11 protein-coding genes and 1 pseudogene are annotated in these 13,489 nt (G+C 61.4%); 1 reads left to right on the top strand and 11 read right to left on the bottom strand.

Annotation, left to right across the window (positions count from 1 at the left end; translation table 11 throughout):
* Positions 1-44 precede the first annotated feature (44 nt).
* The 9 genes and pseudogenes from ACYQ0Z_RS06520 to ACYQ0Z_RS06480 all read right to left on the bottom strand — a co-directional run bounded on the left by ACYQ0Z_RS06520 (position 45) and on the right by ACYQ0Z_RS06480 (position 10,942).
* Positions 45-1,121, bottom strand: coding sequence for a YpdA family putative bacillithiol disulfide reductase (locus ACYQ0Z_RS06520; protein WP_459865694.1), 1,077 nt, complete (start codon positions 1,119-1,121; stop codon positions 45-47).
* A 50-nt stretch (positions 1,122-1,171) separates the two neighbouring features.
* Complete coding sequence (locus ACYQ0Z_RS06515) at positions 1,172-2,173, bottom strand: type I phosphomannose isomerase catalytic subunit (RefSeq protein WP_459865692.1); 1,002 nt, start codon at positions 2,171-2,173, stop codon at positions 1,172-1,174.
* Between the two features lie 151 nt (positions 2,174-2,324).
* Positions 2,325-2,414: pseudogene (locus ACYQ0Z_RS06510) on the bottom strand (ROK family protein); the annotation flags it as partial.
* Positions 2,415-2,587: 173 nt separating this feature from the next.
* Positions 2,588-3,370 (bottom strand): carbohydrate ABC transporter permease, encoded by a 783-nt coding sequence (locus ACYQ0Z_RS06505; RefSeq protein WP_459865690.1) that lies wholly within the window; start codon positions 3,368-3,370, stop codon positions 2,588-2,590.
* Positions 3,321-4,433, bottom strand: coding sequence for a carbohydrate ABC transporter permease (locus tag ACYQ0Z_RS06500; protein WP_459865688.1), 1,113 nt, complete (start codon positions 4,431-4,433; stop codon positions 3,321-3,323). The genes ACYQ0Z_RS06505 and ACYQ0Z_RS06500 overlap by 50 nt, the downstream gene beginning before the upstream one ends.
* 115 nt (positions 4,434-4,548) lie before the next feature.
* Complete coding sequence (locus ACYQ0Z_RS06495) at positions 4,549-5,961, bottom strand: ABC transporter substrate-binding protein (protein ID WP_459865686.1); 1,413 nt, start codon at positions 5,959-5,961, stop codon at positions 4,549-4,551.
* Between the two features lie 306 nt (positions 5,962-6,267).
* Complete coding sequence (locus ACYQ0Z_RS06490) at positions 6,268-7,497, bottom strand: ROK family transcriptional regulator (RefSeq protein ID WP_459865684.1); 1,230 nt, start codon at positions 7,495-7,497, stop codon at positions 6,268-6,270.
* Positions 7,498-7,608: 111 nt separating this feature from the next.
* Positions 7,609-9,702 (bottom strand): thioredoxin domain-containing protein, encoded by a 2,094-nt coding sequence (locus ACYQ0Z_RS06485; protein WP_459865682.1) that lies wholly within the window; start codon positions 9,700-9,702, stop codon positions 7,609-7,611.
* A gap of 199 nt (positions 9,703-9,901) precedes the next feature.
* Positions 9,902-10,942 (bottom strand): zinc-dependent alcohol dehydrogenase family protein, encoded by a 1,041-nt coding sequence (locus ACYQ0Z_RS06480; protein ID WP_459865680.1) that lies wholly within the window; start codon positions 10,940-10,942, stop codon positions 9,902-9,904.
* A 214-nt stretch (positions 10,943-11,156) separates the two neighbouring features.
* Here ACYQ0Z_RS06480 and ACYQ0Z_RS06475 point away from each other — a divergent pair, with 214 nt between their 5' ends.
* Entirely contained in the window at positions 11,157-11,837 is a 681-nt protein-coding gene (locus tag ACYQ0Z_RS06475) for a Crp/Fnr family transcriptional regulator (protein WP_459865678.1), read from the top strand.
* Positions 11,838-11,864: 27 nt separating this feature from the next.
* On the opposite strand, the gene hyfE is transcribed toward ACYQ0Z_RS06475, so the two are convergent.
* Complete coding sequence (gene hyfE / locus ACYQ0Z_RS06470) at positions 11,865-12,512, bottom strand: hydrogenase 4 membrane subunit (RefSeq protein ID WP_459865676.1); 648 nt, start codon at positions 12,510-12,512, stop codon at positions 11,865-11,867.
* 23 nt (positions 12,513-12,535) lie between these two features.
* Entirely contained in the window at positions 12,536-13,477 is a 942-nt protein-coding gene (locus ACYQ0Z_RS06465) for a respiratory chain complex I subunit 1 family protein (RefSeq protein WP_459865674.1), read from the bottom strand.
* Positions 13,478-13,489 lie beyond the last annotated feature (12 nt).

Raw genomic sequence — 13,489 nt, 5'->3', positions numbered from 1 at the left:
ACAGGGGCGTTTCCGGTTTCCGTGCCCTTCGTGCACAGCGCCGTTCACGGCGCCCGGCCCACGACAAAGGTCGGATCCTCCAGTTCATCCGGATCCGTGGGCAACGGTCCAACCCGCTCGTCCAGTTCTGCCGCGGTCATGCCACGCAGGGCCAGCCGGTGGCGCACGATCTTCAGACCGTGAAAGCGTCCGTTCTCGATAAAGATCCGGTTGGCGTCACGACCGGCGGCGGCCACGCCGGCCACATACACGCCGGGAACATCGGTCTCCATCGTCTCCGGATCGTATACCGGTGCCTCCGTCTGCCCGTCAACCGTGACGCCGAGCCCGGTGAGCAGGGCGTGGTCGGGGCGAAAACCGGTCAGCAGGTAAACGGCGTCGGCCTCCAGCACCTCCTGGCGGCCGGCGCTTTCCACCACAACGGCGTCGCGCTCGATGCGCACCACGCGCGTGCCAAACCGTGTGGCAATCTGCCCTTTCTTCACGCGGCTGCGGAAAAAGGGCAACACCCACGGTTTCACCTTGTCGTGAACATCGCCGCCGCGGTGGACCAGCGTCACCTGCGCCCCGCAGCGGAACAGGTCGAGGGCCGCCTCAACCGCCGAGTTGCCACCGCCGACCACGACGACGCGCTGCCCGTAGTGGGCATGCCCTTCGCGGTAGTAGTGGGACACGTGGGGCAAGTCTTCCCCCGGCACGCCGATGCGATTCGGCCAATCGAAATAGCCCGTGGCCACCACCACCGCCTTGGCCTGATACACGTTGGCGTGCTCCGGGTTGCGGTGCGGGCGGCTGACGACGCGGAAGGTGCCGTCCGCCTCCCGGGAAATGGCTGTTACCTCTTCAAAGGTGCGTACAGCCAGGCCGAGGGTGTGCACGACCTGGCGGTAGTAGTCGAGGGCCTCTTTCCGCGTGGGATGGGGTTCGCTGGCCACGAAGGGAACGCCGCCGATGCTCATGCGCAGCGCCGTGCTGAAGAAACGCATGTCCGTCGGAAAGCGGGCGATGGTGTGGACGATGCTGCCCTTTTCCAGCACCACATAGGGCAGGCCCGCCTTGTGAGCGTACGCGGCGCAGGACAGCCCACAGGGCCCTCCGCCGACGATGACGAGTTCGAGCACGTCCGTTCCCTCCCTTTCCCCCCCATCCTACCACATTTTGCGCCCCGGTTCTATGTGCCTCGGCCGCTGCGGAAATCGATGCATCCGCCCCTTACCGCTTCCACCGTCGCCACGACGCAGTCGAGCGGGCCGCCCAGTTCGACCCTCCCCACAAGTGCGGGGATAAGAACATGATCCCCTTTCTTCAACGCAAGGGCTCCCCCGTTCCACCGCAACGCCCCCGCTCCGTCGAGAACGGTGAGGGCGACGAAGACAGGGGGATCCTCAGCCAGCAAACACGTCCTCGCTACCGTCCAGCGCTCGACGGTGAAGTGGGGCGTGCGCACGTAGCGCGTCACCGTCGCGCCGGCGCTGTAACGCACCGCTGGTGCCACGGCGGGCGAGAAGGCCGGCACGGCCATCACGTCGAGGGCCTTGTTTACATGCAGGGGCCGTGGCCGCCCCGAGGCGTCACGGCGGTCGTAATCGTACAAACGGTAGGTGACATCGGAATTTTGCTGCACTTCCAGGAGCACGATGCCCTTGCCGATGGCGTGCACCGTTCCGCTGGGGACGTACAGAAAATCGCCCGCCTTGACCGGGACGCGCGTCAACAGGCGGTCCCATTCGCCCCGGGCGATCCGTTCCCCAAGCTCTTCACGCGTCCTCGCGGTGTGCCCATATACCAGGGAAGCGCCGGGAGATGCCGCGAGGATGAGCCAGCACTCCGCTTTCCCCCATTCGCCCCCCTCCTTGGCCCGGGCGTAGTCGTCATCGGGGTGCACCTGCACCGACAGGTCGTCGTTGGCGTCGATCAGCTTCACCAGCAGGGGAAAGCGATCGACCACCGGCACGCCAAACCACACGCGGTGCGCCTCCCACACCTCCAGGAGCGTCCTCCCCGCCAGCGGACCGTTCTTCACCACGCTCGGGCCGTTGGGGTGAGCCGAGATGGCCCAGCACTCGCCGATGCGCGGCGACGGCAGGGCGTAGCCGAACAGGTGGGCCAGGGCGGTGCCGCCCCAGATCCGCTCGTGAAAGGTGGGGGCGAGGAGAAGCGGATAGGGGTTCATTGCGCATCGCTCCTTTGTACGTGAACAAAGACGCAATTGGGCTGCGCACGCACCAGGGCATCAACCCGTCGCCTGCGCGTCCGCCCCCAAGCACGCCGGCCCGCACGCCCAGCTTGGCCAACACGATCTCCGCATCGGCGCGGCTCTGCGCAAAGGTGTGTACCGAGGCAAGGGCTTCGAGGCAGCCGCGGTTGCCGCAGGCACATACGGGGCCGTCGCGCTTTATCACCATATGCCCGATCTCCCCCGCTCACCACTCTCCCCGCGGTACAGCTTGCCCTGCCACCCCGGCAGATTGGGAGGTGACAGGGCGCCACCACGCGATCGGGCCCCTCCTCGGCCCGTGTCGGCCACCGTACCCAATGGCAGACACCGTTCGGCAGCACGATCCCCGGCCGGATCCCGCGAAGCGGCCTAGTCCTTCGTGCCGCCCATGCGGATGCCCTCGATAAACGCGCGTTGTGCGAAGAAGAACATCACGAGGATCGGCAGTGCCATGAGCAAGGACACCACCATCATCAGGTTCCACAGCGGCGCCTCGCTGCCCGGACCCAGGGACGTTTCCAAAAACTTCAATCCGAGGGTCACCGGAAACTTTTCCGGGGTGTTCAGATAGAGCAGGGGGGCCATGAAGTTGGTCCAGTTGGCCTGAAACGCCAGCAGGGCCACCACCACCAGCGCCGGTTTGACGAGCGGGAGGAGCACATGCCAGAGCACCTGCAGGGGTCCAGCCCCGTCCAGAATTGCGGCTTCCTCAAAGTCGCGCGGGATGGTCAGAAAGAATTGCCGCAACATGAAGATGCTGGCAGGCCCCCAGGCGAACCACGCCGGCGCCGTTAGCGGGGTGAAGGTATCGAGGCGGCCGAGTTCCTTCCAGATCAGAAAGGTAGGAATCATCCCGATGACGCTGGGTAACATCATCGTGCTGAGCATCAACATGAACAGGAAATGGCGGCCGCGGAAACGGAACCGGGCAAACCCGTAGGCCACGACGGCAACGCTTGCCACCTCGGCGATGGTGGCCAGGAGGGTGATGAACAGGCTGTTCAGAAAAAATCGGCCAAACGGGAGCGTCGTCCAGACCTCCACGTAGTTCTCCCACCGCACCGGTGCAGGGATCCACTGCGGCGGATAGACATAGAGCTGGTCACGGGTTTTGAGCGACGTGCTGATCATCCACAGGAGCGGAACGGCCACGAATGCGCCGCCAAAGGCGAGCACGAAGTAGGTGAACGCGTTGGCCAAACGCTTTCTGGCCTCGCGTGACATGGCCCTCACCTCGCAGTTCTCCCTCGTAGTACACCCACAGCGGTGAAGAGCGGAAAACAAGCAGGGTCAGCGCCAGGATGAGGAGCATGAACACCCATGCCATGGCCGACGCATAGCCCATCCGCTGCATGCCGAAGGCCTGCTCGTAGATGTACACTTGCAGGAAGGTGTCGGTTGTTCGCGGCGTTTCGATGAAAAAGGCCTGGGTGAAGACCTGCAGGGCGCCGATGATCCCCGTCACCAACACGTAGAACAGGGTCGGGCTCAGCATCGGCAGCGTCACGTGCCAAAACCGCGCCCAGGGGCCGGCGCCGTCAACCGCCGCCGCATCGTACAGGTCGCGCGGGATGTTCTTTAATCCCGCCAGCAGGATCACCGTATTGGCACCGAACACCCCCCACAGGCTCATGATGACGTACCCCGGCAACACCGTTTCCGGGTCGATAAACCAACGGGGTTTCTCGATGCCCAAGAGCGCATAGACTGGCGAAAGCAGCGTGTTGATCAACCCGTCCGTCGACAGCAACCATCGCCATAGCAGGGCCGTGGCCACGACGGGGATCACCGCCGGAACATAGTACAGCGTGCGCCAAAATCCCACGCCCTTGATATCGCGGTTGAGCAACAGGGCGGTGATCAGCGATCCCACTAGGCCCAAGGGCACACTGAAGAGGGCGTACAGCAGGGTAAACTTCAGCGACGACCAGAATTTCGGGTCGTGGAACAACGCGACGAAGTTGTCCCATCCGACCCAGCGCGGCGCGCTCAGCACGTCGTAGTCGGTGAACGCCAGGTAAAGTGATGCCGTAATCGGAAACAGTTGAAAAACCAAAAAACCGAGCATCCACGGCAACACAAACGCCAGGCCCAGCGCGCTTTCCCGCCGTCCACCCAAGGCGCGGACCAACCAATAGGTTCCGGCCATCGCCAGCGCCAGCAGGACAAAGGTCAGCACGTAATCGCGCAAGGCATCAAGGTACCACGTCCACACCCCGTTCCCTCCTTCCCACGCGAGGTTCAGAAAACGATCCCCCGGAAGAGGCGAAGCCGGATGGGATCGATGGTTCTCTTGCCAATTCCCCACCCGGCCTCTACCGTCTGGCGCGTCAGTTGAGTACGCGTTCCAGTTCCTGGCGAACCTTTGGCGCCAGCTCTTCCGGTTTGGCTTTCTTGTGGAACAGCGGATCGAGGTAGTGTTCCAACAGGATTTGGTCAAACTCTTTGTACTGAGGAACGATGCGCAGCGGGCGCATCGTCTCCAGGGAAGCAAGGATCACGTCGGCCGCTTTTTCCTTGCGCGGTTCGGCTTTGACGATTTGCTCCTTGGTGGCCAACGATTTGCGCGGGGCGACAATCTTCCAGTGGTGAATCTCCTCGGTCAGCTCGAGCAGGGCCTCAATGGCTTCCTTCACGTGCGGCGTCTTGGCATTCACCACCGTGGCCGCAGTCCACGCAAAGGTGGTGCGCCCCTTGGGCCCCTTTGGAACGGGCGCCACCCCCACGTCAAGGTTGGGGACGCGATCCAGGTCATCGGAGGCGCCGCCCATGAACATGGCCACTTTTCCGGCTTTAAACATGTCGGCAAACCCCTGCGCGGCGATCACATCCTCCGGCACCGCGTAAGCGGGATTGTAGATCAGCTCCTGGTAAAAGGCGGCCGCCTGCAGCGCCTCGGGCGAGTCAATGGGGGCCGTCTTCCCGTCCTGCCCGATCAGGTCACCCCCCGCCTGCCACACGAACATGGCAAAGGGCGGCCACCCGTTGAGGGTAAACCCGTAGACGTCCGGTTTCCCGTCGCCATCGGTATCACGGGTGAGCTTTTTCGCCGCTTCCTTCAGCTTGTTCCAGTCCCACGAGTCGTCTGGAAACGGGACGCCGGCTTGTTGGAAGAGGGTTTTGTTGTAGTACAACACCACCGGCTGCGCAATCCACGGCAGCCCATAGAGACCGCCTTCATAGGTAAACGCATGCACAATCGATGGGAAATAATCCTCCAGCTTGGCAGCGGGATGTGGATTGCCGCGCAAATACTCGTCAAGCTTCAGCAACACGCCCTTGGATGCGTACGGAATGACGTCCTCTTGTCCCAGCCAAAACAGATCGGGGGCCGTACCACCGGCAAGCATGGTTTGCATTTTCGTGGTATAGTCGCTAGGAATCGGTTCGTGAACGATTTCCCATCCCTTTGCCCGGGCATTGATCTGGTCGAGAATGGCCTGCAGCTCTTTGGCCTCTTCGGCATGCGCCCACGTGGCCAAGCGGATCTTCACCTTTTGCTCCCCGCCGCCGGATGAAGGGGACGGTCCATCGGCCGATTGCGTTTGGCAACCGGTAACCAGCAAGGCCAATGCGAGGACCAATCCGACAAAACTCCGCCACGTCCTTCCCCATCGGCACACGCGCATCTTCTCGACCTCCCTTGTGATCATTTGGTTTTTCCCATGCACCGCCATCCCGACGGCGCATCGCTTCGGTTTGCCGCTCGCCCGGCGGTCCAGAATGGCTCGCTTCCCGCCCATCCAGCGCCCCCATTATTTCAACTCAATATAGAAATAAAACAGGCTGCCATAGGAATAACGGACCGCCTATTCTCGAACTGCCAACAGATACAAAAATTGGATAACTATCACGGCGAAAAATAAAAACTTTATACCTGGGCAACTCGCCGTTCAATGGGCCTGAACCCCATTCTATTATTAAATTGTATTTAATTTTATACCGCGGTCAACTCCTTTTCTGGCCCCCTTCCGGCCAAAAAAAACGCGCCTTCGGAACGCCATCGTTCCGTAAGGCGCAAAACCTCCGCACAGGCGTCGTGCAGTCGACTATTCATTCGAGGACGGGACCATAAAATCGGTGTACAGCGTGCGTTCAAACACCAGCGTTCCCGCGCCAACCACTTCACCTTTCGTTCCCAGACCGGACAACTCAATGCGCACGTTTTGCTCGTAAACGCGGAACATGCGCGCATACGCCGTGTCGCGAATGACGGGGAACATGGCCGGACACACCTGAAGCAGCCGCCCTCCGATGATGACCATTTCCGGATTAAAGTAATTGATAAACCCGGCCAGACCGATTCCGATGTAGCGCGCCGATTCCAAAAACAGCTGATGGGCGAGGGCGTCGTCTTCCTGAAGGGCTTGGACCACATCGGCAAAGGACAGGTGTTCCTTTTCCTGATAAAGGGGCGCCAGCCGGGTTGGCGCGCCGCGGCGGATCGCTTCCTCCGCCCGACGAACAATGGCCACCCCGGAGGCGACGGCCTCCAAACAGCCGTAATTCCCGCAGTTGCAACGCGGGCCATCCAGATCGATCGTGCCGTGGCCAAACTCGCCGGCCACGTTCTGATGGCCCCGGTATAGCCGTCCGTCGACGATCAGGCCCCCTCCGATCCCGAGGTCCACCATGACGTACAGGATGTTCCGCGCACCGGATCCGGCCCCAAACCACAGCTCCGCCAACGCGGCGGCATTCGCGTCTTTCTCCACAAACACCGGAAGCGAGAGCTTCTCCTCGATCTGCGCTTTGAGCGGCACCCGCTCCCAGCCCAGGAAGTTCGTCGGCGAAAGGAGCATGCCCGCTTCGGGATCGAGCGGCCCCGGCGCGCTGATGCCAATGCCAAGCAATCGGCTCCGGGGAACATTTGACCGCACAATGGCCTCCTCGACCCTCGCCGCCACGATGTCAAACGCTTCGGCCGGACGAACGTTTGCCTGCAGTTCCTCGGTGGAATCGGCCAACACCGCACCGTTTCCGTCAATCACGGCCACTTCCACCTGCGTTACGCCAAGGTGCACGCCAACCGCTGCATATGCGTGGGGATTCACTTCGTACAGAACCGGCTTTCGCCCCGCTCCCGTCGACTCACCGTACCCGCTTTCCCGTACGAGTTCCCGTTCCAGCAACTCCGAAACGATGTTGTGAACCGCCGCAAAGGTCAAATTGGATTTTTCTGCTAGCTCGCTTTTCGAAATCGGACCGTATTGCCGGATCAGGGAAAGAATCGTCGTCCGGTTCATTTGCTTCATTGCGTAGACGTTCGCCGTTCCCACGTTCCCGTTCCTTCCCCTTTCGCCGTATGCCCGTTTTTTAATTACGTTAACGATTCTGTCCGTTCAACGCAAGCGGAAGCACGGCCCGCGTGATTCCGTATGGTCACGACGTCATTCGCGGGAGAGCGCGAATTCCGCCAACTGCGCCGCCACCACTTCGGGATCCGTCGTCGGTTCTTGGCAGGCAAAGTGACGGCAGAGGTAGGCCGTCGCCTTTCCGTCAACCATCCGCATGCCGGACACATAGGGGACAAGCGCCTCTACTTCCCCGCGTGCCTCCCCCTCGGGCACCAGCAACACAACCGCCTGCGGGGCATACACCCTGCGCACCGCGCGCAGCATTGCCTCCGTGTCCGGTGCCCCGGACCGCCCGACGACGACCACCTGGGCAGACGGGGCCACGTCGGCCTGCAGGGCGAGCAGGAAAAAGGCATGGGCACTGGGGAACGCGCGCACGTCGCCGGCGAAGGCCTGCAGCTGCTGGTCGGCTTTGCGCCGCAACGCTTCGTCTCCGGTGAGCTGCGCCAGGCGCACAAGGGTGTAGGCGGCCACGGAGTTGCCCGAAGGCATCGCCCCGTCGTAGACCTCCTTGGGCCGGGCAGGGAGCGCCTCGGCGTCGCGCCCGGTAAAGAACAGCCCCCCGTCTTTGTCATCCCCAAACAGGTTGAACATCTGCCGGGTCAGCCCCAGCGCGTCGCGCAAAAACCGCGCCTCGAAGGTGGCTTCGTACAGCTCCAACAGGGCCCACGTCAAAAAGGCGTAGTCGTCGAGGTAGGCCAGATGGGCTGCCTCGCCGTCGCGGTACCGGGCGAGGAGCCGTCCGTCGCCGCGGCGCAACTTGGCGAGGAGGAAGGACGTGGCCCGTATGGCCCGCTCGGCCAAGGCCGGTTCATCGAGCACCTTGGCCCCCTTGGCCAGCGCGGCGATCATGAGGGCGTTCCAGGCGGTGAGGATCTTGTCGTCCTTGTGCGGCGGCACGCGCCGCCCGCGCGCCGCAAACAGCTTCCGGCGCATCGTCTCAAGGCGCTGTGCCAGTTCCTCCACCGTCATCCCGTAGCGCCGCGCCGCCGAGGCGAGCGACGTGTGAATGCGGTTGGGAATGCTCTTGCCCTCGAAATTGCCCCCGGGCGTGATGTCGTACACGTCGCAGAAGAGAGCGCCGTCGTCGGCGCCAAGAACGGCTTTCACCTCGTCCGGCGTCCACACATAAAACTTGCCTTCCACGCCCTCGGAGTCGGCATCCTGCGCAGAATAAAATCCACCATCCGGATCCGTCATCTCCCGTTCCACGTAGGTGAAGATCTCGCGGGCCACGCGGGCATGCCGCGCGTCACCCGTTGCCTGGTACGCTTCAAGGTACGCGTAGGCCAGGAGGGCATTGTCGTACAACATCTTTTCAAAGTGGGGCACAAGCCACTCGCGGTCGGTCGAGTAGCGGGCAAACCCAAAGCCGATGTGGTCGTAGATGCCGCCGCGGTGCATGGCCTCGAGGGTTTTCGTCGCCATCGCCGTGGCCTGCGCCTTCCCAGTCAGGCGACCGTAGCGCAGCAGGAAAATAAGATTGTGCGGCGTGGGAAATTTCGGCGGCGGGCCAAACCCACCGTAGGCGGCGTCAAACCGCTCGGCAAACTGCTTGTACGCCTCGTCGAGGACGGAGGCGTCGAGCTCGCCGGCACGGTTCTGGAAATGCGGCCGAAGGGCGTCCAGCACCTTCCGGCCCACCCGGTCAATGCGGGCGCGGTCGTGTTTCCACACGTCGGCGATCTGCTGCAGGATATCCAACAGGCCTGGCCGCCCGTACCGGCTCCGTTTCGGAAAGTACGTACCGGCGAAAAACGGCGTTTTGTCCGGCGTCATGATGATCGTCAGGGGCCAACCGCCGTGCCCCGTCATCGCCTGGCAGACCGTCATGTAAATGTGGTCAATGTCGGGCCGTTCCTCCCGGTCCACCTTGATCGCCACAAAGTCGCGGTTCAAGACCGCGGCCACCTCTTCGTCCTCAAAGGACTCCCGCTCCATCACGTGGCACCAGTGGCAGGTGGAATACCCGATGGACAAAAAGATCGGCTTGTCTTCACGCTTCGCCCTCTCGAAGGCCTCGTCGCCCCAAGGATACCAGTCGACCGGATTGTAGGCGTGCTGCAGCAGGTAGGGCGACTTTTCGTGGATAAGCCGGTTCGGCTTTCGTTCCGCGCGTCCGGACATCGGCTGTCCTTCCCCCCCCATTTCATGTACCCTTATCGTAACCCAGCCGGGAAACGATTACCATCCGGAGAGGGCGTGACACCATACCGCTGCTGCCCGCGCGCAGCCGGACACCGGCCGTGGGCATCGGACAACAACCACGGTTCCACGCGCGGCAAAAAAATAACGGAACGGCTCGTGCCGTTCCTGTGCAGCTGGGTTAATCGTTATAAAGAATCACCTTCAACGCTTTTTCTCTGGCGGCATGGCGAAAAACCTCGTACGCCTGCAGGATCTGGTCAAGTGGAAACCGGTGGGTGACCAGCTGCTGGGGGTTGATCTTCCCGGATTGCACGGTCTTGATCAGCATCGGGGTCGTGCTCGTGCTCACCAGTCCCGTCGTGATCTTGACATTGCGCAGCCACAGTTGTTCCAGGCGCAGCTCGACGGGCTTGCCGTGGACCCCGACATTGGCCAGCCGCCCGCCGGGTCTCAGGATTTGCTGGCAGATATCAAAGGTGGCGGGAAATCCGACGGCCTCGATGGCCACATCGACGCCCTTCCCCTCCGTCAGGTCCATCACCTGCTCCACTGCGTTGCCTTCAGCGCCGTTCACGGTTTTGGTAGCCCCGAACTTCTTGGCCATCTCCAGGCGATTCGCGTCAAGGTCGATCATGATGATCTCCGCCGGCGAATAGAGTTGCGCGGCCAGGAGCGTCGCCATCCCAACCGGCCCGGCCCCGACAATTGCAACCACGTCTCCCGGCTGAACTTCGCCGTTGATCACCCCGATTTCCAGGCCCGTCGGCAAGATGTCGCTCAGCATGACGAGGGCTTCCTCATCGCAGCCCTCCGGAATCGGGTAGAGGCTCGTATCGGCATAGGGGATACGGACATATTCCGCCTGGGTTCCATCGATAAGGTTCCCCAAAATCCAACCGCCGTCTTCGCAGTGGGCGTACATCGCCCTTTTGCAGTACGTGCACCTTCCGCAGGACGTGATGCAAGAAATCAGCACCCGGTCACCGGCCTTGAAATTGCGGACATCGGATCCGACTTCTTCGACAATGCCGACGCCTTCGTGCCCCAGGGTCCGACCATCGGTTACGGTGGGCACATCGCCCCCGAGAATATGCAAATCCGTGCCACAAATCGTCGTTTTGGTAATCCTGACGATCGCATCCGTCGCGCGCTGAATCGACGGCCTTTCCTTCTCCACCCATTCGATCGCTCCCGGCCCACGAAAGACTAGTGCCTTCATCAACGGTACCTCCTGGTCGGGTTCCCCCTTAATCTGGAAACGTTGCTGTTACTAGTTTGTACGGGGCGAAACGGCGTATGCATCCAAGATCGGTTGTTCGCAGAAACACAATTCTTTGGTACTTGTTTTGTCACGCACGCCGAACATGCTTACAGGTGCAATTCGTTACAATAAAGGGTGGAAGATTCAGTAAACCTCCCAGGAGGCAGACTCGATGTCATCCATTCTGAAACATTCCCTTCGCCACTTTCCCGTCTTTCGCGCGCTCCCCAAGCAACAGGTGCAGGAAATCATGGCCTATGCCTTTTTCCGAACGTATCACCGGGGGCAGATCCTGTTCATGGAGGGCGATCCGCGGGACCGGATCTACTTTCTGCTGAAAGGCTATGTGCGACTGGTCAGCACCAATGACGACGGCTCCAGCCAGCTTTTCCTCTACCTGAAGCCCTACAGCATGTTCCCCTATGTCGGCCTGTTCCAGGACAAGCAGTATCGATTTTCCGCAGAAACGGTAACCGATGTGGAGCTGATCTACCTCCCGATGGACAAATTTGAGCGGATCATCCAGGACCACCCCGCTGCCCTCATTCAACTGATCCGCATTATGGGCGACAAGATGCACGAACATGAAATCCGGATCCAAAAGCTGATCCAGGTGCACGCCACCGATCGGGTGCGGCAGCTGATCAGCCTTCTGATCAAGGACCTCGGGGAGAAAACGGGAGCCTCCACCATCCGCATCCCCTGCCCGCTCACCACCACTGACCTGGCGAGAATGGCCGGAACCAGCCGGGAAACCGTCAGTCATGCCCTGCAGGAATACAAGGCGGCCGGGAAACTGGAAGTCAAGTCTCGCATCATTACCATCACCGACCCCGCGTTTTTCCAGACGTGAGAAAGCGCTTCCACTATCCGGTAGCCACTACCCCTTCAACAAGGTGTGCTTTCCTGTATCCAGCGTACCGAAGCCCTTGTACAGGCGTTTGGCGATGACCGTCAGGATCAGCACCGCGAACACCGCATCGGTCAGAATCCCGATCTCCACCGTCTCGGGGGCGTTGTACGCCATGAGGGCGAGGGTCAAATGGGATCCGTTTTCCATCAAGCAATAGCCCAGGATCTGCTTCAGCGCGTTCCGTTTCACCAAAATACAGAGCAAGCCGAGAAGGAAGTGGGCAATCGAGACCGCCATCGGCACCCGGATCTTGAGTATCGCGTACGTCTGCAGGGAATCGACGACCCCGAACGACAAGGCCACCAGCAGCACGGCAAGAAAGACGGACGCCGTGGCGCTGATCGTCTCCCCATCTGTTTGCTCCCCTACCGTTTTCAAGGTGCGAATGAGGAAAGCGGGCACCAGGAAGGCCTTGGTGATTAGCGCGGTAATAGACCAAACGTACAGCGGTTTGGCATGCAGAAACGTCGCCAGGGACAGAAAGATGGCTACCAAAACCAAGGACTGAAGGCTGTACATATATGCTGCTACCCGGAGCTTCCTGGCTTCGACTACCAGTATCGAGGTCAGGATAAGCATTACCGCCAGGGCATTGACCACGCTCGTGCCGGCCATGACCTTCTCCCCATCTACTCCAGTTACATACCGGCCAGGTAGAACACAAAGGACAGCAGGGCGAGGCCGAACACCGCCCACGTCACCGCCGGCGCCTTGAAGAGGTGCAATCGGGCCATGCTGTTTTCCAAGAGCGCCGCGACGACGAAAAACCCGGCAACCTTCAGGAGAAACACCAGCAGGGAGACGAAGATTGGGACAGGCCCCGCCACCGCTGCGCTCCCAAAGGGAACGAATACGGCCAGAAACAGGGCGATGACCACCACCTGCTTCAACGCGAGGCTCCACTTTAACAGGGCGAGGGCGCGCCCGGAATATTCCGTAAGGGGGCCCTCCTGAATTTCCGGTTCGGCTTCCGCCAAGTCAAAGGGAATCCTGCCGGTTTCCATAAACGTGGCCACCGCGAAAGCCGCCATGCCCAACCAGATGGCCGGGTGATCGTAGGGCAGCTCACCGGCCGCCATCTTTTGGCTGATGGTGCCCAGATCCGTCGACCCGGAAAGGAAGGCCAGCACAAACAGCACCAGGATCACCGTGGGCTCCACAAGAACGCCCAGGGCCATCTCCCGGCTGGCACCGATCCCGGCAAACCCGCTGCCGGAATCGAGCCCTCCGAGGGAGAGGAAGAAGCGGATCAGGGTAAGCAGGTACACGACAGCGAGGAGATCGCCGGCCATCCCCAAGGGGGCCTGTCGCGTAACGATGGGGATCATCATGGCGATCAGCAGGGTGGCGGCCATGACGATGTAGGGCGTCGCCCGGAACACCCAGCTGGCCTGGGTGGGCACCACTTCTTCCCTTTTGAGGAGCTTCAAGAGATCCCGGTAATCCTGGAACAGGTCAGGCCCTTTCCGCGCGTGCAGTTTTGCCCGCAATACACGCGAAAGACCCGTAAACAGCGGGGCAACGAGCAGAAGCAACACGGCCTGCCCCAGACCGATGAGGAGCGACGTGCTTACGGCCATCTCGTTCTCCTC

It is taken from the genome of Calditerricola yamamurae (assembly GCF_054654135.1).
The sequence above is the reverse complement of the archived record's forward strand: the minus strand, read 5'-3'. Positions and strand labels throughout refer to the sequence as shown.